This window comes from Pontibacter populi (assembly GCF_019336435.1).
In the GTDB taxonomy this organism is placed as follows: Bacteria; Bacteroidota; Bacteroidia; order Cytophagales; family Hymenobacteraceae; genus Pontibacter; species Pontibacter humidus.
In genome coordinates this window covers 184882-207920 of sequence record NZ_JAHWXQ010000005.1, presented here as the reverse complement: position 1 = coordinate 207920, position 23039 = coordinate 184882, and the positions used below count along the sequence as shown (strand labels likewise).

Genomic DNA, 23039 nt, shown 5'->3' with positions numbered 1-23039 from the left:
TCATGTAGTCTTTTGTCAGGTTAATTATTCTACTTCTTCCGTTTTCACCTTAATATCAGTACCCAGGCGCTGCAGGTAAGCGATCAAAGCAACAATCTCTTTCTCTGGCTTCACTTCAATACCTTCTTTTGCCAGGTCAGCTGAGATGCCTTTTGCCTGCTTCATTAACTCTTCGTTGGAGTTAGCGATATAGTCATCTTCGTAAGGAACCCCAAGTGTTTTAAGTACTCTGAGTTTATCCTCGGTTGTGCTCTGGTCTATCTCCTGCTCAAACAACCATGGGTATGCTGGCATAATAGAGCCCGGCGACATAGAGGTTGGATCCATCATATGGTGATAGTGCCAGCTGTGCGGATACTTGCCCCCCACTCTGTGAAGATCCGGACCGGTACGCTTAGAGCCCCACAGGAAGTTGTGATCATACACGAATTCACCTGCTTTAGAATACTCCCCGTAACGCTCTGTTTCAGAACGGAATGGACGAACCATCTGGGTGTGGCAGTTAACGCAACCTTCTTTGATATATAAGTCACGGCCCTGTAACTCCAGCGAAGTGTAAGGTTTCACGCTGGCTATAGTTGGCACGTTTGACTTGATAACAAATGCCGGGATAAACTCTACCAGTCCACCGATAAGGATCGCAACTGTAGCCCAGATAGCCATTTGAGTCGGACGCTTCTCGATCCATGAGTGCCAGTGACCAGCGTTACTGGATGCAGACTGCACAACTATAGGAGCTTCTGATCTTTCGTTCGCTTCCAGCTTGCCTGACTTGGCAGTTTTGTACAGGTTGTACATCATCAGGAATACACCGCTCAGATAGAAGATACCACCTATACCACGCAGGTAATACATCGGCACGATCTGAAGAACTGTTTCCAGGAAGTTAGAATACTGTAGCGTACCTTCTGCAGTGAATTGTTTCCACATTAAACCTTGTGTGAAACCTGCCCAGTACATTGGAATGGCATAGAAAAGAATACCAAGCGTACCTAACCAGAAGTGGGCATTTGCCATCTTCTTAGAGAAAAGTTCTGTTTTGTAAAGGCGTGGGAACAACCAGTACAGCATGGCAAATGTCAGGAAGCCATTCCAGCCAAGTGCTCCCACGTGTACGTGTGCTACTATCCAGTCAGTAAAGTGAGCAATAGCGTTCACGTTCTTTAAAGAAAGCATAGGGCCTTCGAACGTAGCCATACCGTATGCTGTAATAGCCACCACCATAAACTTCAGGATAGGCTCTTCGCGAACTTTATCCCAGGCGCCACGCAGTGTAAGCAAACCGTTGATCATACCACCCCAGCTCGGAGCAAGCAGCATTACCGAGAACACAACACCCAGCGACTGAGCCCAGTCAGGTAATGAAGTGTAAAGCAAGTGGTGCGGACCAGCCCAGATATAGATAAATATCAGCGACCAGAAGTGGATAATAGATAATCTGTAAGAGTAAACCGGACGATTCGCAGCTTTAGGCAGGAAGTAGTACATCAGGCCCAGGAACGGCGTTGTCAGGAAGAATGCAACCGCGTTGTGGCCATACCACCACTGTACCAGCGCATCCTGCACACCTGCATAACCAGAATAACTCTTGAAAAGGTTAACCGGCATTGCGTATGAGTTCACGATGTGAAGTACAGCAACTGTCAGGAACGTAGCGATGTAGAACCAGATAGCCACGTACATGTGTTTCTCGCGGCGTCTGGCAAGGGTACCAAACATGTTCCAGCCAAAAACAACCCATATTAGTGTAATTGCAATATCAATCGGCCACTCCAGCTCAGCATACTCTTTAGAGGATGTCATACCCAGCGGAAGTGTGATAACTGCAGCAACTATAATTAACTGCCAGCCCCAGAAGTTGATCTTGCTGAGAAGATCAGAATACATCCTGGTTTTGCAAAGGCGCTGCAGCGAGTAATAAACCCCCATAAAGATGGCATTACCCACGAAAGCGAATATAACAGCGTTGGTGTGCAAGGGTCTTACACGGCCAAAAGTGGTATACTGTGTACCCATGTTCATGTCCGGGTTTGCCAGCTGGAAGGCGATGATCACCCCTATCAGCATACCGGCAATACCCCAGAATACAGTGGCTATACCAAAATCCCGTACGATCTTATTATCATAAAAGAACGTTTCGGTTTCTCCCGTACCTCTGCCTTTCGGCTTCAGCTTATCGGGCGCATTTTCTAAGACTTCAGCTACATTAGTTGACATGTGCGGTGTCCTCCATTTTGTTTAAGTGTTGTATGTGTTTGATTTGATGTTTTCGGCATTGAACTATGGGTACAAATTTCCGCAGCCATACGTCAGGAAAAGATGATTAATGTCATTTCAGTTGGTGATAGATATCAGCCACTATAGTTAATGGGGTTTGAGTTCAGGAGTTTAAGAATGAGCTGATTTATAGTTTAAGCTCAACTATACTACATGTAACTAACTCTTAACTATAGCTTTATGACTGAAGGCTCTTTTCTATGCTTTGCTCTTCCTTAGTTTTTTTGTTGCTTTTAGTAGTTACCTCGTTATCGAAGAGCATGCGCACAGCTGGGGTATAGTCGTCGTCGTACTGGCCGGAGCGAACTGCCCATAAAAACGCCAGCAGAAACGCTGTAGCCACTGTTACACTCACTGCGATCATTAAAAAGATGATATACATAGTAGTTAAGAGTTAAAGAGTTTGGGAGTAAGAGAGTGACACAATGATTAATTAGTAATGAATAAAGAGTAATATCTTTCGCTCACTCTTATTCACTTATTAAACATTAGTCATTCCTCACTATTCATTATTCATTATAAACCTGCTCTTCTGGCAGCGAACTTTACTGAGAGTGTTGCAAAAGTCATCACACTGAGTGTACTGATCGGCATCAGGATTGCAGAAACGATCGGGGTAAACAGTCCCATTACCGCCATGGTAAGGCCAATCACGTTATAGACCAGCGACACCGCGAAGGTCAGCAGGATCAGTGTCATGGTTGTTTTAGAGAATTTCAGGAACTTGCTTAGCTTCTCGAAAGCAGTTGCATCCAGAATGGCGTCGCAGGATGGCGAGAAGTTGGTAATGCTGTTTGTCAGCGCTATACCCGCGTCACTTTGACGCAGCGCTCCGGCATCGTTCAATCCATCACCCACCATCATTACCTGGTGCTGCTGTTTTTTCAGTTGCTGTATGTATTCCAGTTTCTGAACCGGGCTTTGGTTAAAGTTGAGTTCTGCCTCTTTGCCCAGCAGTTCTTTAAGACGCGCTTCCTCGTGGTCATTGTCTCCGGATAGTACCGCCAGCTTTTTATCTTTCAGATCATTCAGGATATCCTTCAGTCCCTGGCGATAAACGTTGAAGAAGGTATAGTATCCCAGAATAACTCCATCAAAGGAAACGTAAACAGTCGTTTTAAGTGTATCTTTAACTGCATCTGCTTTAACACCTATGTATGAAGCAGATCCGATTCGAACTATACTTCCGTTAATCTCTCCAACTAGTCCTTTACCAGCAAACTCCTGGAAGTTTTCGACAGCTATAGTTTCGCCGTTCAAACTCTGGAAAATGCGCTGGCTTAGCGGGTGTGTGGAGTGGCTTAATACTGATTTTATAGTTTGCTCCTGCTCCGCTGTAAGCGCTTTGCCGGTATAGTTCAGTTCTGCTGCGCTAGGCTCCGTAAGCGTACCTGTCTTATCAAAAACAACCGCATCTATTTTAGCCAGCGTTTCAACTACAGCTGTATTCTTGAGGTAAAACTTGTTTCTGCCGAAAACACGTAGCGTGTGGCCGTGCACAAATGGTGTAGCCAGCGAAAGCGCACAAGGGCAGGCAATGATCAGGACCGAAGTAAAGGCACGCATGGCCATTTCCATGTCGCGGGGAACCCAGTAGATGAGTGAGCCGGCAGCAACCAGCATCGTAACTATAATAAACCATTTACCGGCAATGTTGGCATAGGTATTTACACTTGTATTCTCTTCTTTCGAGAAAAAACTGTCGTTCCAGAGCTGAGTCAGGTACCCTTGGGATACTTCCTTCACTACTTCCAGTTCTATGCTTTCGCCAACCTGTCGGCCGCCGGCATAGATCACCTCTCCCATTACTTTCTCAACCGGCTCCGATTCACCGCTCACAAAACTATAGTCGATCAGGGCTGTGCCACGCAGCAAAATAGCATCGGCAGGAATAAGCTCCTGGTTACGGATGCGGATGCGGTCACCCACTGTCAGGTTGCGTACAGCAACTGCTTCCTCGTCGCCATTCTCTTTAAGTACTGTTACAGAAACCGGGAAATAAGAAGTGTAATCCCTGTCGAAAGAAAGCGTATCGTATGTCTTCTGCTGGAAATATTTACCGATCAGCATAAAGAACACAAGGCCGGTAAACGAGTCGAAATAGCCTGGACCTGTGCCTGTAACTACCTGGTAAATGCTGGTAAAGAACAAGGCCAGTAGGCCTGTGGCTATAGGCAGGTCGATGTTTACCATACGCTGCCTGATACCTTCCCAGGCAGATGTGAAGAAACCACGCGCACTGTAAAAGAACACCGGTATAGCCAGTAAAAAACTCAGGTAGCCAAAGAAAGAACCAAAAGTGCGTTGCAGTCCTTCCGTAAAGGCAAGGTAATCCGGGAAAGCAAGCAGCATAACGTTACCAAAGCTAAAACCTGCAATACCCAGCTTATAGATGATCGTGCGGCTTGGTTTGATCGTTTTCTTTCCATCGGTATCAGCCAGCGTAATTTCCGGCTCATAGCCAATGCGGGAAAGAAGGGTTACCACTTCGCGCAGGGATACTTTCTGATGGAAGTAAGTAAGGGAAACTTCTTTGCGCAGGAAATTAACAGTAGATTCCGAGACGCCAGAATTTAACTTGAAAAGGTTTTCGAGCAGCCAGATACACGAACTACAGTGCATCTGCGGTGTGTAAAACGTGATCTTACAGATGTTATCATCTTTGAAGCTGATCAGCTGGGCTTCTACACCGGCATCGTCCAGGTAAGCAAACCGGCTTTCTATGACAGGCTTTTTGCCCGTAATACCCGGATTTTCCTCCAGGTTATAGTAGCTACAGAGATTGTTCTCTTCTAAAAGTTCGTAAACGTTCTTGCAGCCCGTGCAGCAAAATGCTTTTTCGTCTGCTAGTATCAGCTCATCCACGCAGGAATCTCCGCAATGGTAGCATGTCTGAACATTGGTTTGGAGTGCGGCTTCCATCTCAATTTTCTTTTTATGGTCTTTTGCAAAGGTAGAGGGAAGCCCTCCCTCAAATGATGATAAGGGTCATTTTTATGGGTGATTGATGTCACTGGATATAAGCTGAAATGACAGGACATTTGTAATGTAAATGCTGAGGGAAATTGCTTAGGCAGTAAAGTATGAGAAGCTACAGTTGCAAAGAGGGAAAGGCAGTTTACATCGCAACCATACTATAGTTGCATATTTTAGGAAATGTTAGGTGTTTTGTTTTAAAGTTTAGTATAGGTGAAAAGTAGTATCTGTAGTGGGATACTAAAACAGAAAAGGCAGGCTTTTATGAGCCTGCCTTTTGTTTTTATATTCAAACTATAGTTTGCTTAATCGTAAAGGTGACAGATCTTGTAGAGCTTTTCAGGATCCAGAATGGTAATGCTGCTGCCTTTGGTGGTAATAATGCTTTCGTCTTTAAATTCTGATAACAGGCGGATTGTGGTCTCTTTAGCGGTACCAACTATAGATGCCAGGTCTTCTCTGGAAATAGAGATCGTAAATTTGTCCTCTACTTCGGGCTGCTGCTGATAGGTTTTCTGTAAAAGCAACAAGGCTTCTGCCAAGCGTTCCCTTACAGGCTTATAGGCCATCTGCACCATCCGTTCTTCTGCTTCACCAAGTGCTTTCGAGAATAGCTTCATCAACCCACCGGAAAACTCCACATTTGATGAAATAAGATCCAGGAACTGCGATTTAGGAATAAAACAAACCACTGCATCATCCAGCGCCACTGCCGACGCCGAATAGTTAGAATCAGCCATTAACGCCCGGTAGCCTACCACATCGCCTGGCTTAGCCAAACGTATGATCTGCTCTTTGCCATCGCTACCCATTTTGGTAACTTTTACCTTACCCGAGTTAATGCAATGCAAGCCCGAAGGCCTGGTACCCTCATGGAAAATAACCTGTCCTTTTTTAAAGGTAAAGCAAGATTTAGTAGCACTTACATCTTCTAACTCATTGCCTTTACAGCAACCCAGCAGCGAGTGCTTGCGGGAGGCGCAGTTCATACAATCTGGCGCTGAGAATTTCATCATACAATTTCGAATGGTGCTGTAAAAGTAAGCATTAGCACCATATATCCTAAGCCAAGCAACAGCCTTTTTTTAGTAAACGTTCCGGGAGAGCTTCTGCTTAGGTTTAAAAACATTAACAGAACTATAGTTTCTGGCAGCACTGGCACCTGCTACTTCTTAGCTTTCGGGCCCATAAACCGAAAATGTATTATCTGTATAAAAGAACACGATCTGCTTTACTGTCTTTTCAGGGTTTGAGTCAGCCAAGGCTATTGTTTCATGAGTGATGCTATTTTGCACTTTATCGCGTAAGGCCTCAGCAGCCTGGTCAGGTGCTTCATGGATTGGCTCAACTATAGTGACAGGTGATTCCGGTGCAACCGGAGCTGCTACTTTATTTAGCATTTCACCTTCTCCGAGCAGTAACCAGTCCGGGTTTATAGTTCTATAGTTGCTTATCACTTTGAGGATTACATCCAGGCTGGGTTTGTTCCTGCCACTCAGTATATGGCTCAGGATGGCACGCGGCACTTCAATCCGGTCAGCGAACTGAGACGCTGAAAGCCCTGTATATTCTATTAATTGCCTGATCCTCTCAACCATAAATTGCTATAGTTACCATGTTTAACAAATGTAACACGACAACAACAGATTACCAAGGCGACCTGTGATTAAAAGCTAATTCACATTTAAACAATTAGTTCGCAGATAACACATATGCACCTTATTAACAACAGGTTAGAATCTAATTAAGCAATTCAACAATCTATAATTTACATTTGTATATACATTTGTAAACTTCAGATAATAGGTAGATTTTCTGCTAACCACGATGATCCTAATAGATGGGGGCTTTTGTTAAGTGATTGACAGGCAACAACTATAGCTTTTAGGGTGTCTGCCACTATGTCACCTACCATAAAGCACTATTGTGGATAAAGCGAGTTATCCACAATACGCTAAAACACTCAACTATAAAGCATTATCACTATGTTTCAAACTATAGCTTTAGCCTTTGCCACCTGACATATTAGCTGCTATAATTCATGCAAATATAAAACCAGACTATAAACTATAAACAGCAACTTATATCAGGATTCACTTTTTGCATTTTTGGTATACACCCTAAACTATAGTGCATAAAAAAACTGCAGTAACTCCGGGCTATTCTCCGAAAGCACTGCAGTTTTTAAAAATATACTTATCCCTTATTTCACAATAAATTTGCCATGCATCTTTTGCCAGTGATTAGGGTAGGTGCAGACAAAATCGTAGGTGCCGGGGAGCGGAGCTTTAAATTCATGTACTATAGTTTGGCCGGGCAAAGCCAGCGGAGTTGCAGCCAATACATGTTTGCTATCCGGGATGTAATTTCCCGGCGGACCGATCTCCGCTCCTATTTTTGCAACCGATTCCGACATTCCTTCTGTAACTACTACAAAATTATGGATAGCATTCAGGTCTGTCCCCTCATTTATCAAAGTCAACTTTACAAGCGCATCGGCTTCCACTTCCAGCGTGTCCTGATCAAAAACCATATCCTTAACTTCTTCCCCGGTTGCCCGCAGCACAATTTCTACAGTTGGTTGTAAGGTCGTATCGGCTACTACCCTCTTAACGGGTGCAGCTGCGCTGTCTTTCATTTTCTCTTTCAGTACACCCACTTCACTGGTATCACTGCCGCACGACGCTAAAGCAAAAACAAATGTTACAGTTACTATTTGAGCTATTCTTTTCATGATCTGCTCCTTTCTTACTCCGGCTTAGCCAAAGTACTCTTTTGCCAGCTTCTTGTCGTGTCCATAAATATCATCCCGGAAGTGTACCTTGCCGTCTTCATCAACCCAGCTGGTGAAATAAACCAGGTATACCTGCAGCTTTTTAGGCAACGTGATCCAGGTCTCTTCCCCATCTTCTATAGTCTGGCGTATGCGTTGTGCATTCCACTCCGGCATATCCTTCAGCAGGTACTCGCCCAGTTCAATCGGCTTTTCCAAACGCACACAACCATGGCTGAACCCGCGCTCTGTCTGGTTAAACAGCGCATCGGCTGGCGTGTCGTGCAGGTACACATTATAAGAGTTCGGGAACAGGAATTTGATATTACCCAGTGAGTTTGTTGGCCCCGGACGCTGACGCACCATATATGGGAAGTTCTTCTCGGTAACACTTGCCCAGTCTATACTCGAGGCTGAAATAGGCTTTGGATCTTTTTCTTTCGTAACGATCTCCATGTCAGCGCCCTCCAGGTAATTCGGATTACGCAGCATGGCCGGCTTTATTTCTTTCTCAACAATACTGTTTGGTACGTTCCAGTAAGGCGCAAGCACTATAAATTCCATCTTGTCACTGAAGATCGGGGTCGAGTTAAGTTCTTTCCCCACGATCACTTTCATCTCAAAGGTCTTTTTATATTCTCTTTCGGCTTCCGGATCGTTATCCGGGTCCTCGTACATGTATAGCTTGAACTCCGGAATATTTACCCAGATGTATTTCTGGTCAAGGCTTTTCGGCACCAGTCGCTTAGGTATCCAGCGCCAGCGCTCCATGTTCATCATTATCTGTTGGATTCGGTCCTCTATCGGCACATTCATCATGCGCAGGGTATTTCCACCTACTTTTCCGTCCTCGGCAAGGCCATGCAGCCGTTGAAACTCTTTTACCTGGGCAAGCAGGGCATCATCAAATAAACGCATCTTCGGGTCGTTCACGTTTATAACTCCACCCGGGTTCAGGCGCTTCCGAAGCTGGATAACTGCTGCAGCTGTGTCTCCTTTCTCCAGCACTTTTGCTTTACCAAGCTCCACTTTAGCCCAGCCACCTTTTTCCTGAAGGTCTCTGTACTTCTGCAATGTTTCGCGGAGATCTATGTAGCCTTTGTGCAGCGCTTCAAACTCATAATATGGGTAAGTACTTTCACGCTCTTTTAAGATGGTCTGCAGTGCTTTATGCAGCTTTATCTTGTTCTTCTTTACGTTCCAATCAATTGAGCCTACTTCACCCGGATTTACACGGCCGCGGTAAAAGTCTGATGCATAGTTAAAATAAGATGCCGTAAGCCCAACATCGATCTGCTGCTGCAGTTCCAAGCGTGCAGAGTCCTGTCCGCTCATGTCTTCGTACTTTTTAAACAGCGTTTTAAAATCTACCAGCTTATATTTTTTTGGGTCCAAACCTTCTTTGGAGGCATCATCCAGAGTAGTTAAGAATTTCTGCGCTTCCGGAATCAGTTCATTATCCCGGAACCAGGCCAATGAGTAATCTCTTTCGCCATAAAAGAGGTACATCAGGTCGTCATACGCTTTAAAGGCAGGTTTTTTACTGATATACTCTTTAATATAAAGGCTGTCGGTGGTGGCTTGGGGCAGTTCTTTGATGCCCAGCATCTCTCCTATTTTGTTACCATCTTTCTTATCACCTGACTTATTGCAGGCAGAGAAAACGAAAATCAGTAGCAAAACTATAAAAGGATAGAAAATTTTTGATTTAATATGATAAGGGTTCATGCGATTCAGATTTGGTGCTATACGGTTGCAATTATTGTATATAGTTCAAGGGCAATCTGTTTTTAATACAATTTAATATCCAGTTTGAGTTGAATATCACGTAGTTTAGCTTTATGTACTTCAATTTTAGTTAAAAAGTTATAAGCGAAGGTTCATTCCGGCTTGCCAACTATAGTTATGGCAGGCGTGCTCCCTGAACATGTATACGCAGCAATTGGTAAGGTTTTTATGGTAAACATGAAATCCTTAACTTACCCGTTTAAGCAACCAGATACGTATGAAGCCTTATCAGAAATATTTACTTGGATTAGGAATGGCCGGAAGCCTCAGCCTAACCGCCTGCACCACGCAAAACACGACAAACACCGAAACTATGACCACAGCACAACAGGCACAGCAACAGGTATCAGAAGATGTGCACAGCTACGCAGAGCCAACCAAGGCAGTAGCCCGCCACCTTGACCTGGACATTGCCGTTAACTTCGATTCTAAAACGATAAGCGGAACTGCCAGCTACAACATAGACAACCTGGCGAAAGGCAACGAGATCATTTTTGATACGCGCGGCCTTCAGATTGAAAAAGTTTACCTGGGCGATAACAGGGAAGAAACCACCTTCAGGTTAGGCGAAACGGATAAAGTTTTAGGACAGCCGCTTTATGTAACCATAAAGCCCGATACCAAACGCGTAACGATACAGTATAAAACATCTCCGGATGCAGCAGCCCTGCAATGGCTAAACCCGCAACAGACTGCCGGTAAAAAGTATCCTTTCCTGTTCACGCAGTCGCAGGCGATACTAGCCCGCACCTGGATACCGATCCAGGACAGTCCTGGCATACGCATTACCTACAATGCAAAGGTGCAGGTGCCTAAAGAATTAATGGCTGTGATGAGCGCCGAGAATCCGATGCAGAAAAATGCTACCGGTGTTTACAATTTCGAGATGAAACAGCAGATACCATCTTACCTGATGGCCTTATCTGTGGGAGACATGGTTTTCAGGGAGGTTGGCCCGCAGACCGGTATTTACGCGGAGCCTGCAACTATAGAAGCCGCTGCTTATGAATTTGCCGAAATGGACAAGATGCTGGTTGCTGCTGAAAAGATCTATGGTAAATACCGTTGGGACCGTTACGACCTGCTGGTACTTCCGCCATCGTTCCCGTTTGGTGGCATGGAAAACCCAAGGCTAACGTTTGTAACTCCTACCGTTTTAGCGAAAGACAGGTCGCTGACCAGCCTTATTGCGCACGAACTGGCGCACAGCTGGAGCGGCAACCTGGTTACCAACGCGACCTGGAACGACTTCTGGCTGAACGAAGGGTTTACCGTTTATTTCGAGCGCCGCATTATGGAGGAACTATACGGCAAGCCTTACGCCGATATGCTGGCGGTACTAGGCTACCAGGACCTGACCAATACAATAGAAGAACTTGGCGCTGATAGCGAAGACACCAGACTTAAACTGGACCTGGAAGGCCGCGACCCGGACGAAGGTCTAACGGACATTGCCTACGAAAAAGGAAACCTGTTTTTGCGCCACATCGAGATGGCCGTTGGCCGTGAGCGTTTTGATGAGTTCGTGAACAAGTATTTTAACACTTTCGCATTCCAGAGCACCGACACCGATAAATTCCTCGATTTCCTGCGTAAGGAACTGATCAAAGGGGACGAAGAACTGGCTGAAAAAATAAATATTGAGGGCTGGGTATTTTCGCCGGGCTTACCTGAAAATCACGTAAAGCCAACTTCGGAACGCTTTGCGCAGGTGGAGGAAACTTACAAAGCCTGGAAAAATGGCAAGCCTGCTGCACAGCTAAACACCAAAGACTGGTCGAGCCACGAATGGCTGCACTTTATACGCATGCTGCCTGAGCAAATGAGCCAGCAGCAGATGCAGGACCTGGACAAAGCCTTTAACTTCACCAACTCCGGCAACTCAGAGGTTTTAGCGGCCTGGTTTATTCATGCCATTAACAACAACTATAGAACCGCCGATAAAGCCCTGGAAACTTTCCTGACTAATGTGGGTCGTCGTAAGTTCCTGGTGCCAATTTATAAAGCACTGGCTGCAACTCCGGAAGGTAAAAAGAAAGCCCTGGCTATTTATGCCAAAGCCCGACCTAATTACCATGCTGTATCTACTGTTACGCTGGATGAAATGCTGAAATAATAACTATAAACTATAGTCTAAAAGAAGAAGCCCGACCAGTTGTATGGTCGGGCTTCTTTTATGTGTACTCTGTGGCTTTCTGACCTGCTTGGGGAGCCCGGCGAAACAACAGAGCTTTGTGTTTTAAGTAACTTATCTCTCCGCCTTAATATTAACCGAGCTCTCGGCTATAGTTGTCAGCAGTTCGTCTGTTTTCTTTTCTTCATCTAACGTTTTTAAGAGCAGTTTCAGGACATCGTTCATGCCCAGCTGCTTTGCATACGTACAAACAGTGCCGTAAGCAGCTATTTCGTAATGCTCTACACGCTGTGCAGAAGCAATAAGTGCTGCATCCATTACACTGGCATCCGCTCTCTCCTCCATCATCGATTCAGCTTCACGGATAATGCCTTCCATGGCTTTACATTTCTCACCTTTTGCTTTTTCGCCCATCAGTTCAAACACTTTTTCTAAGCGCTCAATCTGCTGTTCGGTTACCATCAGGTGATCTTCAAAAGCCTTCTTCAGCTGGTTAGAAGATGTTGCCTTCATCATTTTTGGCAACGCCTTCGTAATTTGCTGTTCAGCGTTGTAAATATCCTTTAGTTCATGGATCAGGAGATCATTTAAGTTGTTTAGTTTCATAGCTTGGAAAGGTTTAGCGTCTTACAAATTCTTTTACGAGCTTGTGGAGATACTATACGCGGTGCCGGGCCGAGGGTTAAGTAATTTATAATTAAATTTAGTAAATAATCATATTCTACACCCCTGCGAAATAATATATATAACTTTACATATATCCACGAAATTTAAGACTACTTTAAAACGTTAGGCAACTACAGAAATACTTTTTCAGACCCTATTTGCAACGAAAAAACGGCAGAACGGTAAAGTCTGATAGCTAAAAGGTTGTTGTGGCACGTAAACTGTAACGTTACCGTATTAGAAATATCATTAGAATAAAAGCATAAAAGAGTAACTGTGGAGAAACCTAAAGGAAAGCTGATTGCAGTTGGCGGAAATGAAGACAAAGGAACCTACCCTAATCCTAAGTCGAAGAAGAAATATTACCTCGATTTTTTTGAATTGGGCATTCTGAAGCGCTTGATTCAGGAAATTCCGACAAAGAACCCGCATATAGAAGTAATTACAACTGCTTCGCTGATACCGGAAGAAGTTGGTGACAGGTATATGAGCGCCTTTGGTATTTTAGGTGCCGAGAACGCTAGGTTGATGCACATCCGAACCGAAGAAGACGCCCTTTTACCTGAATATCTGGAGCGCATCAGTAAAGCCGATGGAGTAATGATGAGCGGCGGGAACCAGCAACGTTTAACCCAGATATTTGGCGGTACTGAGTTTCTTGAAATCATGCGAAAAAGGTACCATGAAGAGCCGTTTGTAGTTGCCGGAACAAGCGCCGGTGCAATGGCCATGTCCAAGATCATGATTAAAGGGGGCAGTGCCCCGGAATCTTTACTGAGAGGCTCCGTTAAAATGTCGCATGGACTGGGTTTTATAGATGGCGTGATCATCGACTCCCACTTTGTAGTGCGTGGCCGCTTCGGAAGGTTAATTGAAGCTGTCGTGACACACCCGAAAACGATCGGTATCGGCCTCGGGGAAGACACCGGCGTGCTGATCACGGAAGGTGACCTGATAGAAACAATAGGCTCAAACCTGGTGGTTGTAGTGGATGGCCATAGTGTGGGCTATACCAACGTGCACGATGTTGCCCCGGGCCGACCGATCTCCATAGAAAAACTGACGATGCATGTGCTGGCGAAAGGCAATGTGTATAATATTGAAAACAGGGAGTTCTTTAAAGACGAAGAAACCCTTCAACAGAGCATGGTACAGGCCGCACAACGCTAAACTATAGTTCGCTCACAGCTTTTATTTCATCTTTATAGATGGCAACTATAGGTGGTTTATTACTCATCTGGCAGGCGCGGTACATTCCTTCGGAGTTGAACGGCATGGCAATATTACCCAGCGCATCAACAGCTATTAAGCCACCTTCACCACCAAAACGCACCAGTTTATCCATTACTACCTTTTCGCAGGCCTGCTGCAAACTATAGCCTTTGTATTCCATTAAGCACGAAATATCGTAGGCCACTACGGCCCTCAAAAAGTATTCGCCATGGCCGGTACAAGAAATGGCGCAGGTATCGTTGTTGGCGTAAGTTCCTGCCCCGATTACAGGTGTATCGCCTATGCGGTTATAGTTTTTGTTGGTCATGCCGCCGGTTGAGGTAGCTGCCGCAAGGTTTCCGTCCATATCCAGCGCTACAGCACCCACGGTACCAAACTTCTCATCGCCCACTGTATGGTCCAGCATAAATATGTCAGAGTCCCTTACTTCGCACCATTGCTTATACCGGAACATATCAAAAAAATAGTCTTCGGGAGCAAATTCTATATGCTGTTTACGGGCGAAATCTTCTGCGCCATAGCCGCTCATAAACACATGGTCCGAATGTTCCAGGATTTCTCTTGCCAACGAAACCGGGTTTTTAATGCTATACACTCCTGCTGCTGCACCGGCCTGCAGGGTTTTACCACACATAATAGCGGCATCCATCTCATGCATGCCATGTTTTGTAAATACAGAACCTTTACCTGCATTAAACAGCGGGGTATTTTCCAGCACTTCTACGGTTTTCTGCACGGCATCAAGGGCTTTCCCTCCTGAGGCCAGTATTTTGCTTCCCCGTTCTATAGCTTGATGTAAGGCTTCTTTGTATTTTACTTCCAGGGCGGGTGTCATGGAAGACGGCGTTATAGTGCCTGCCCCACCATGAATGGCGATAGAGAATTTACCCATTTATAGTTTATTTTGGTACAATTTATCTTAGTTTACGATGCAAGCCGGTCACAGTTAAGGGTGTAGTGCAGTTTACAAAAAAAGTACACCTAAACCGCGAAAAAACACTTAACTCATATCGGAATTTAGTATCTTTGTTTTTAGTTACTAAATAAAAATACAGAAATTATGTCGTTTGATATCCAAGGAAAACTGCACGAAATTTTCGCGGAAAACCAGGTTAGTGATAAATTCAGAAAGCGCGAGTTTGTACTCGAGATTCCGGATGGTTCTTATACCCAGTACGCTAAGTTCCAGCTAACTCAGGATAAGTGCAGCCTACTAGACCAGTTCCAGAAAGGACAGGAAGTAAAGGTTTCTTTCAACTTATCAGGTAAGCCTTTTGTAAAAAATGGTGAGACCTTATACTTTACTAACCTACAGGCCTGGAGACTTGAGGCTGCTAATGCCGGTGGTGGTAACTTCGGCGGTGCACCTGCTTCGGCTCCTGCACAAAATCAGGCTCCTACGTTCTACTCATCTGATGCAGATAACGACCTGCCTTTCTAAGTAAAGACAACTATAGCATAGAGGAAAGCGGGCCGAAAGCCCGCTTTTTTTATAAGTCCCCCGCCAAACCTTTCACGTAAAGTATAGTACAACACACGCGCACCCGAACTATAGTTTTTGCATCATGCCAAAGCCAAAATTCATTGTTATGGATGAACTCCAGCGCCTTATCTGGCAGGGCGAAAACGACCAGGTAGATTTTAAACAGCGTGTCACCCAACCCGAGAAGATTGCCCGTACTATGGTTTCGTTTGCCAATACCCGCGGCGGCATGATCCTGATCGGTATTAAGGATAACGGCGTTGTTTGTGGCGTAGACCCGGAAGAAGAAAAACATACCCTGCAGCGGGCAGCCAGCTTTTACTGCGACCCTCCTGTTGAATTAAGCTACGAGGAGATAGAAGTAGAACACCACATCGTATTAAAGGTAACAATACACGAAAGCAAGCAAAAGCCACATTTTGCCAAAGTAAAGGAAGACGACTGGCGCGGCTATGTGCGGGTAAAAGATACGAGCGTGCAGACCAGTAAAATGGTAAATAAAGTGCTGGAACACGAAGAGCCGAAGTTTGAACAACTGCCACTTGACCGGCACGAGAACACAGCCCTAGAGCTACTGCAAAAACAGCCCCGGCTTACCCTGAAGCAATACATGAAAGCTGCCAACCTTTCTGAAAGACGTGCTTACCGCATCCTTGTAAAACTGGTTATTCACGGCTATCTGCGTCTCCACGACAAAGAAAAAGAAGACTACTATACTTTGAGCTAGACTTTATTTATCATACCGCAACAAGTTGCCTTTCAGGTAGGTTTCGGTGTGTGAAAAGTTTCCTTGTTCATCATACACCTTCCAGTCGCCTTCCCAGTAATAATGGGCCATAGTTGCGTCCCGGTATAGTTTGGCTGTTCCTGCTTTTGCCAGATTTCCATTTTCATGAAAGCGCCATACCTGAATTACCGGAGAGTTGCGAGTGTACTTCTCTTTCATGTATAGTTTACCGCCTGGGTTATAGTAGCGCCAGATACCCACCTCCCTGCCGTGCTTAAATCGCCCGTTCCGGATCAGGTCTTTGTTATCGTTGATGTAAACTTTCCAGCGGCCATGGTATTCCTGGTTCTTATCAAACGCATTTACCTGAAAAGGCAGATACCAGCGTTTTACTCTAGAAGATTTCGGTCTCTGGGCAAGTCCTGCCAGTGGCAATGCTGTTATCATCAGTAAAACTATAGCCCTTTTCATAGTCTGATGTTCTGTTACTTATTAAAGCTAGGATATTCTGTTTTACTAATCAACTAAGATTTTAGTTTTCAAATAACTCCCTAAGTTAAAACAACATACAAACGCCTTCTTTTTAGGTTAAAATTTATTTATCAAACTATAGCAGAAATACTATAAAAGGCATTACCAGCAGGCAAGGTTTGACGTACACTACATAAAAAATGCTCAGATTTTAAAAATGCGCCTGAGCGAAGCACACTGCCAACAATGCGCAGCTTATTTGGTTTTAACCCTTAACCAAGACCTTATGCCGAAAGCAACCACAGCAACCGCAAAAGAAAAAACTACCAAGACTACTCATACTACCAAAACAGCCAGCCGCGTACGCCCGACAAGTGATAACGGCAAAGCAATTAAGCCAACTGATCGCAAAGTTTTTGTACTGGATACCTCGGTTATACTTTATGACCACAGCGCTATCCAGAACTTTCAGGAACATGATGTAGCCATACCCATTACCGTTCTCGAAGAACTGGATAACTTTAAGAAGGGCAACGATATCAAAAATTTTGAAGCCCGCGAATTTATCCGTTTTATTGATAAACTATCCTCTGAACACAAACTGCAGGAATGGATACCTTTGAACGGGAAGACCAAAGGCAGCTTCAGAGTGGTAATGAACGGAAGTGTGAACCTGGATGCCGTAAAAGTGTTCGGCGACAAGAACGATCATCATATCCTGAACTCTGCGCTGCAGATACAACAGGAACAGCCGGACCGCAAAGTTGTACTGGTAACGAAAGATATAAACCTGCGCCTGAAGGCCCGCGCGCTTAACCTGATATCGGAAGACTATGAAACCGGTAAGATACAGGATGTGGCGGGATTATATACTGGTAACGATACCCTGGAGGATGTACCGCCTAACCTGGTGAATGACCTATATGAGAAAGGCGTTTGTGAAGTTGATAAGATAATGCCGGCGCCCCCGGCAGATAACCACTTCTTTATCCTGAAAAGCTTTAAGAATTCGATCCTCTCGTTTTACAATGCCTCAGAAAAGCTGCTGGAACGGGTAGACAAACAGGCAGCTTTTGGAGTGAAGCCCCGCAATGCCGAGCAAACCTTTGCCCTGCACGCCCTTTTAAACCCGAACATCAAGCTGGTTTCGATACAAGGGGTGGCCGGTACTGGTAAAACGTTACTTGCACTGGCAAGTGCCCTGGAGCAACGCCGCGACTATAAGCAGATCTACCTGGCCCGGCCTATTGTGCCACTCAGCAACAAAGACATTGGTTACCTGCCCGGAGATATTAAATCCAAGCTTAACCCCTACATGGAGCCGCTCTGGGATAACCTGAAATACATACAAAACCAGTTTGCCGAGAATAGTAAGGAATACCAGAAGATACGTGACATGGTAGAACTGGAAAAGCTGATGATCACGCCGCTGGCGTATATCCGTGGCCGCAGTTTGTCCAACATCTTTTTTATAGTTGATGAAGCCCAGAACCTGACACCACACGAGGTGAAAACGGTTATCTCCAGGGCTGGCGAAAACACCAAGATCATCTTCACCGGAGACATTTACCAGATCGACACGCCTTACCTGGACTCTCAAAGTAATGGTTTATCTTACCTGATAGATCGAGCTAAGAATCACCCGCTTTATGCCCACGTAACCTTAACGAAAGGCGAACGCTCTGAACTTGCAAACCTGGCCAATGAACTTTTATAGTTAGAAAGTTAAAAAGTCTGGAAGTTAGAAAAGCAGAAGCCGCAGCTAATTATAGTTGCGGCTTCTGCTTTTTATAGTTTATCAGATTCTATAGTTATAGTTTCTACAAATTATGCGGTGAGCTTCAGGTAACGCTCTTTCAGGATATTAATGTGGTGGCGTTCGTGTCCGGCTATGACATAAATTAGTCCTCGCAGGGTTATCTGCTTGTTATTGGCAGTACCAATATTGTCCAGTGTGCTGAAATCAAAGCCACGGAACATGCACAGGTTAGATCTCCGAACCAGCTCATACTCCTCCAGGATATCCTTCATTTGCCGCTCATTTGCCATGGAATTCTCTGCATACATATTCTCATCAAAACCAGGCAATGAAGTTTGTTCACCCCGGGCAATACAAAGGGCACGGTAGGCAAATATCCTTTCAGAATCGATCATGTGCTGCAACAGCTCTTTTATAGTCCACTTGCCTTCTGCATAAGCCTCTTCTGACCTGGCATCATCAATAGTAGCTAACAGTTCCGGTAATTCCCTCGACTGTACTTCCAGTGTCTGCATGATCTCCGCATTTTCCGGTACCTGATTTACATAAGGCAGATAATAAGCCGGATATTCATTCTGGAGCGGTCTTTTGATTGTCAATGTCATAGTTTTATTTTTTAGCGGTGTTCAGTTGGGTATTGGTGACAAGTGATTGCAGGTTGGTCAGGCTTTCCAGTATTTCCTTTTCGGTTTTATAGTTCTGCCAGGCACCTCTGTACAAAGCTACAGCGTTATCTTCAAGCGGCGTTCTTTGGATCCATGTAACCAAAGTGCCGTCCTCAGTTTTCTGTAATACAAAACTGCCGGTCGACTTTATAGTTTGTCCTTCCTGTTTCAGTTCATAGTTAAGGCTATCCGGTGCAGTGCTTTGGGTAAATAACATGTGCCAGTTACCAACTTTGTCGCCATTCCAGTTCTGACGAGCACCGGCCCCGCTAACCGGACCACCATACAGGTAAATCAGGCTAGGGTCGTTGGTTATGTTCCAGGCGCTCCAGCGTTTCCAGTTGCTGGTATTATTCAGGTAAGGGAAAACCTGGTCCGGAGTGGCCTTTACAACTATAGTTTGCTTTACTTCAATCTGGTCAGGCAGCAGCGTAGCCCCTCCGAAAAAAACAGCAGCCAGCACCACCAGTACAACAGCAAAACGTAACAATAGCTTCATAAGAATAATAGAATTAATAAATTATATGGTTGTACTATTGTTTGATTTTATACACCAAGTTAAAACAAGTATCTGATGCAAATCAATAGCCAAGGCATATATATTTTATAATTTCTGTTGAGTAGCCTCAAAACCCGTTAAAGCAGCTTTTGCGACCATAAATCCGTAGAGTAAAGCATTTAACAGAAACAACAAAGAATTATGATACAGGATTTAATACAAAAAGGACTACGCCTCTCGCAACATGCCATATTCCGGCGATTTGTTACCAAAGCAGGCGGGTTTCTGGGCAAGCCTGCAAAACTGGCTATGCTCCTCACATCGGCTTATGATAAACTGATAGATACCGGTAGTTCACAAAGTGGATTTGCTCAGGTAAAAGACGTTATGCAAACGTTTATCAGACTGGTAAAAGCTTACATCAATGGAAGCTACCGCGCAGTATCGAATAAGTCGTTGCTAGTGGGAATTGGTGTGCTTCTTTACCTGGTTACCCCATTGGATGTCATCCCTGACTTTATCCCGGTACTAGGCTTGCTGGATGATATCAGTCTGATGGCCTGGTTCGTAGACGCCTTCCACAAAGAAATCAGCAACTTCAGAGCCTGGGAAGCAAATGGCACTTTAGAGCCAACCTTGGGGAGTTTATGAGTTAAAGAGTTTAAAGAGTTGGGAAGTTAGAAAGTTAGAAAGTTTAAGAGTTGGGGAATTAGGGACAATCCGGATAATCAGTTCTTCAACTTTTAACTATAACTGCTTCTCGATTTAACTACACAGGATATAAGAGCCGTTGCATAATTTGCAACGGCTCTTATGGTATAACTACAGCCACAACAACTTTCTAACTTTCTAACCTTCTAACTTCATTAACTCCCAAACTCTCTAACTCTTTAACTTCTTTGCTTCCTTTGGCATTTTAGAGTAATTTCAGGCAATCAAACTTTTAACAACTATACATTCACTCATGATCAGCAAACGCATTTTTGCTTTTATAGCAGCTGTCTGGTTGAGTATTGGTATCAGCTCTGCACGCCCCGACGAAGGCATGTGGCTACCAATGCTCCTGAAGCAGCTCAACGAGTCTGATATGCAGAAGAAGGGCCTGAAGCTCTCTGCCGACGACATTTATAGTGTAAACCAGTCCAGCCTGAAAGATGCCATCGTATCGTTCGGCGGATTTTGTACCGGCGAAATGATCTCATCGGAAGGTCTTTTGCTTACCAACCACCATTGCGGTTACGGCCAGATACAGCAGCACAGCTCTGTAGAAAATGACTACCTGACCAAAGGCTTCTGGGCGATGACGAAAGAGCAGGAACTGCCTAACCCGGGCCTGACTGCCACTTTTATAGTTCGCATGGAAGACGTGACCAAGCAGATATTAGCAGGTGCAAATGCCGCTAAGTCAGAAGCTGAGCGCGAAGCCATCATCCAGAAAAACATTGCTAAAGTTGCTAAAGAATCTACGGCAGGTACGCATTACGATGCTGTTATCAAGCCTTACTTCTATGGCAACGAGTACTATATGTATATCACCGAAACGTACAAGGATATCCGTATGGTTGGTGCACCGCCTTCATCAATAGGTAAATTTGGTGGCGATACTGATAACTGGATGTGGCCACGCCATACCGGCGACTTCTCGCTTTTCCGTATTTATGCCGGCCCAAATAACGAGCCTGCTGAGTACTCGCCAAACAACAAACCTTACAAGCCGAAGCACCATCTTCCGATCTCGCTTAGCGGCGTAAAAGAGAATGACTTTACGCTGGTGTTTGGTTTCCCAGGCCGTACAAACGAGTACCTGACTTCGCATGCTATTGAAGATATCTACGAGGTATCTAACCCTGCCAAGATCAATATCCGCGATACGAAGCTGCAGATACTTGACAAAGACATGAAAGCTTCTGATGCCGTGCGTATTCAGTATGCAGCCAAGTATGCGAGCATTGCCAACTACTGGAAAAAATGGACCGGTGAGAACCGCGGTCTAAAAAAAGCAAACGCCATCGAGAAAAAGCAGGAACTGGAGCGCCAGTTTATGAGCTGGGTAAATGCTGATCCGACACGCAAGCAGGAATATGGCAACCTGATGACTGAGTTTGAGAAGAACTATAAAGCTCTGGATGGTATCACCATTTCCCGCGATTACATTATGGAAGCTGCAAACGGTGTAGAGTTGATCCGTTATGCCAGCGGCTTCGGAAAACTGCAGGAAATGATTGCGGCAAAAGCACCACAGGCAGAAATTAATGCGCAGGTGGAAAGACTCGAAAACGGCGCTGCCGGTTTCTTTAAGAACTATAATGCCCCTACCGACAAGAAAGTTTTTGTCGCTCTGATGGGCATGTATTACAACGACCTTGACAAGAAATTACTGCCGGAAGCGGTGAGAACTGCAGGCGCTAAAACCAAAGGCGACTTCACTAAACTGGCCGATGAGATTTACAGCAAATCCAGGTTAACTTCTGAGGCCGGTGTTAAAAAACTGTTAGCTGATGTAAAAGCTGGCAAAACCGATGTGCTTCAGAAAGATCCGGCCTTTGCCCTTTCCAACGCCATCGACATGCATTACCGCACACAGGTATTGCCAACCTATACAGCAGTTAACGATAACCTGAACCTGCTTTACAGAAAGTATATTACAGGTCTGCGAGCTATGCAGCAGGATAAGAAATTCTACCCGGATGCTAACTCTACGCTACGCGTTGCTTACGGTAAGGTAGAGCCTTACGAGCCGCTAGATGGCGTAACGTATAACTACTATACTACCCTGGAAGGCATTATGGAAAAAGCTGCCATGACCGGCGTAGAAGATTACGTGATACCTGAAAAACTGCGCGAACTATACGAGAAGAAGGATTACGGCCCGTATGGCATGAATGGCGAAATGCCGGTAGGCTTTATAGCCTCTAACCATACAACAGGCGGTAACTCTGGTTCACCGGTTATTAACGCCAATGGCCAGCTGATAGGCACTAACTTCGACCGTAACTGGGAAGGCACTATGAGCGACATCGCTTACAACCCGGACCAGGTGCGTAACATTGCTGTTGATGCCCGCTACATGCTGTTTATAGTGGATAAGTTTGCCGGTGCCGGCCATCTTGTAAAAGAGATGACACTGGTTACTGACAACACATCGGGTTTACCGCAGGTAGATGCACGCAAAACAGCCGAACCAACTAAAGAGCTTTCTAAAAAAGAGAAACGCAAACTAGAGAAGGCCGCCAAAAAGAAGAAAAAAGAAGCTGCTGAAGTAAACTAAGCACTTCTATAGTTTATAGTTACCAAAAGCCCCGTCTATAGTTTAGGCGGGGCTTTTTTATGGTTGAACATTTAGTTATTCTCACTTTATGCTGTTAGTAGCTAAATATTATATAACTATTCGAAAGCTCTAAACTTTAAAATACTGTTATAAAGTACTCCGTATATAGATTAGATAAGCGTATGCTTTAGTTTATACAGTAGTTGGCAAATATTTGTAATCATGCATAAAAATGAGAATGATATAGCTATAACTTCAGCAGGAAAGCTTTATAATATCGTCTACTACTTGTCACAGACTGGCAAGCACAAAATGTTTGC

At 44.8% G+C, this 23039-nt stretch carries 19 protein-coding genes; 7 read left to right on the top strand and 12 right to left on the bottom strand.

Annotated features, from left to right (window positions below; all coding sequences use genetic code 11):
* Positions 1–24: 24 nt before the first annotated feature.
* The 7 genes from ccoN to KYK27_RS16220 form a co-directional block, all read right to left on the bottom strand.
* Positions 25–2217 carry a cytochrome-c oxidase, cbb3-type subunit I gene (ccoN, locus tag KYK27_RS16250; protein WP_233150488.1) on the bottom strand — a complete coding sequence of 731 codons (2193 nt, stop codon included), beginning with the start codon at positions 2215–2217 and terminating at the stop codon, positions 25–27.
* Positions 2218–2455: 238 nt separating this feature from the next.
* Positions 2456–2659: a cbb3-type cytochrome oxidase assembly protein CcoS gene (ccoS, locus tag KYK27_RS16245; protein ID WP_199111361.1), complete on the bottom strand. Its 204-nt coding sequence runs from the start codon at positions 2657–2659 to the stop codon at positions 2456–2458.
* A gap of 134 nt (positions 2660–2793) precedes the next feature.
* On the bottom strand, positions 2794–5199 hold the full coding sequence (locus tag KYK27_RS16240; RefSeq protein WP_199111360.1) for a heavy metal translocating P-type ATPase: 2406 nt from the start codon (positions 5197–5199) through the stop codon (positions 2794–2796).
* 359 nt (positions 5200–5558) lie between these two features.
* The gene (locus KYK27_RS16235) at positions 5559–6242 is read right to left on the bottom strand and encodes a Crp/Fnr family transcriptional regulator (RefSeq protein ID WP_199111413.1); all 684 of its coding nucleotides are present in this window, start codon (positions 6240–6242) and stop codon (positions 5559–5561) included.
* Between the two features lie 183 nt (positions 6243–6425).
* Positions 6426–6851, bottom strand: a complete 426-nt coding sequence (locus KYK27_RS16230) for a helix-turn-helix domain-containing protein (RefSeq protein ID WP_199111359.1) — start codon at positions 6849–6851, stop codon at positions 6426–6428.
* A 605-nt stretch (positions 6852–7456) separates the two neighbouring features.
* Entirely contained in the window at positions 7457–7987 is a 531-nt protein-coding gene (locus KYK27_RS16225; RefSeq protein ID WP_199111358.1) for a plastocyanin/azurin family copper-binding protein, read from the bottom strand.
* Between the two features lie 24 nt (positions 7988–8011).
* A complete protein-coding gene (locus KYK27_RS16220; protein ID WP_233150486.1) occupies positions 8012–9706 on the bottom strand; it encodes a murein L,D-transpeptidase in 1695 nt (564 codons plus the stop codon).
* Between the two features lie 325 nt (positions 9707–10031).
* Here KYK27_RS16220 and KYK27_RS16215 point away from each other — a divergent pair, with 325 nt between their 5' ends.
* On the top strand, positions 10032–11930 hold the full coding sequence (locus KYK27_RS16215) for a M1 family metallopeptidase (RefSeq protein WP_233150485.1): 1899 nt from the start codon (positions 10032–10034) through the stop codon (positions 11928–11930).
* 132 nt (positions 11931–12062) lie between these two features.
* On the opposite strand, the gene KYK27_RS16210 is transcribed toward KYK27_RS16215, so the two are convergent.
* On the bottom strand, positions 12063–12554 hold the full coding sequence (locus KYK27_RS16210; protein WP_199111356.1) for a ferritin-like domain-containing protein: 492 nt from the start codon (positions 12552–12554) through the stop codon (positions 12063–12065).
* A 336-nt stretch (positions 12555–12890) separates the two neighbouring features.
* Between KYK27_RS16210 and KYK27_RS16205 the strand changes: the two genes are divergently transcribed.
* Positions 12891–13784, top strand: coding sequence for a cyanophycinase (locus KYK27_RS16205; protein WP_199111355.1), 894 nt, complete (start codon positions 12891–12893; stop codon positions 13782–13784).
* A gap of 1 nt (position 13785) precedes the next feature.
* On the opposite strand, the gene KYK27_RS16200 is transcribed toward KYK27_RS16205, so the two are convergent.
* The gene (locus tag KYK27_RS16200; RefSeq protein ID WP_199111354.1) at positions 13786–14739 is read right to left on the bottom strand and encodes an isoaspartyl peptidase/L-asparaginase family protein; all 954 of its coding nucleotides are present in this window, start codon (positions 14737–14739) and stop codon (positions 13786–13788) included.
* A 168-nt stretch (positions 14740–14907) separates the two neighbouring features.
* Between KYK27_RS16200 and KYK27_RS16195 the strand changes: the two genes are divergently transcribed.
* Together KYK27_RS16195 and KYK27_RS16190 are read left to right on the top strand one after the other, a co-directional pair.
* On the top strand, positions 14908–15288 hold the full coding sequence (locus KYK27_RS16195) for a DUF3127 domain-containing protein (RefSeq protein ID WP_199111353.1): 381 nt from the start codon (positions 14908–14910) through the stop codon (positions 15286–15288).
* A 124-nt stretch (positions 15289–15412) separates the two neighbouring features.
* Positions 15413–16057, top strand: a complete 645-nt coding sequence (locus tag KYK27_RS16190; protein WP_233150484.1) for a helix-turn-helix domain-containing protein — start codon at positions 15413–15415, stop codon at positions 16055–16057.
* A gap of 3 nt (positions 16058–16060) precedes the next feature.
* Here KYK27_RS16190 and KYK27_RS16185 read toward each other — a convergent pair whose 3' ends face one another.
* Positions 16061–16528 (bottom strand): toxin-antitoxin system YwqK family antitoxin, encoded by a 468-nt coding sequence (locus KYK27_RS16185; RefSeq protein WP_199111352.1) that lies wholly within the window; start codon positions 16526–16528, stop codon positions 16061–16063.
* A gap of 286 nt (positions 16529–16814) precedes the next feature.
* On the opposite strand from KYK27_RS16185, the gene KYK27_RS16180 reads away from it, so the two are divergent.
* The gene (locus KYK27_RS16180) at positions 16815–18245 is read left to right on the top strand and encodes a PhoH family protein (protein WP_199111351.1); all 1431 of its coding nucleotides are present in this window, start codon (positions 16815–16817) and stop codon (positions 18243–18245) included.
* 110 nt (positions 18246–18355) lie between these two features.
* On the opposite strand, the gene KYK27_RS16175 is transcribed toward KYK27_RS16180, so the two are convergent.
* Together KYK27_RS16175 and KYK27_RS16170 are read right to left on the bottom strand one after the other, a co-directional pair.
* A complete protein-coding gene (locus KYK27_RS16175; RefSeq protein ID WP_233150483.1) occupies positions 18356–18892 on the bottom strand; it encodes a DinB family protein in 537 nt (178 codons plus the stop codon).
* Positions 18893–18896: 4 nt separating this feature from the next.
* Complete coding sequence (locus tag KYK27_RS16170; RefSeq protein ID WP_199111350.1) at positions 18897–19451, bottom strand: SRPBCC family protein; 555 nt, start codon at positions 19449–19451, stop codon at positions 18897–18899.
* A gap of 201 nt (positions 19452–19652) precedes the next feature.
* Here KYK27_RS16170 and KYK27_RS16165 point away from each other — a divergent pair, with 201 nt between their 5' ends.
* Together KYK27_RS16165 and KYK27_RS16160 are read left to right on the top strand one after the other, a co-directional pair.
* Positions 19653–20102: a YkvA family protein gene (locus KYK27_RS16165; protein ID WP_199111349.1), complete on the top strand. Its 450-nt coding sequence runs from the start codon at positions 19653–19655 to the stop codon at positions 20100–20102.
* Between the two features lie 313 nt (positions 20103–20415).
* Positions 20416–22719 (top strand): S46 family peptidase, encoded by a 2304-nt coding sequence (locus tag KYK27_RS16160; protein ID WP_199111348.1) that lies wholly within the window; start codon positions 20416–20418, stop codon positions 22717–22719.
* Positions 22720–23039: the final 320 nt, after the last annotated feature.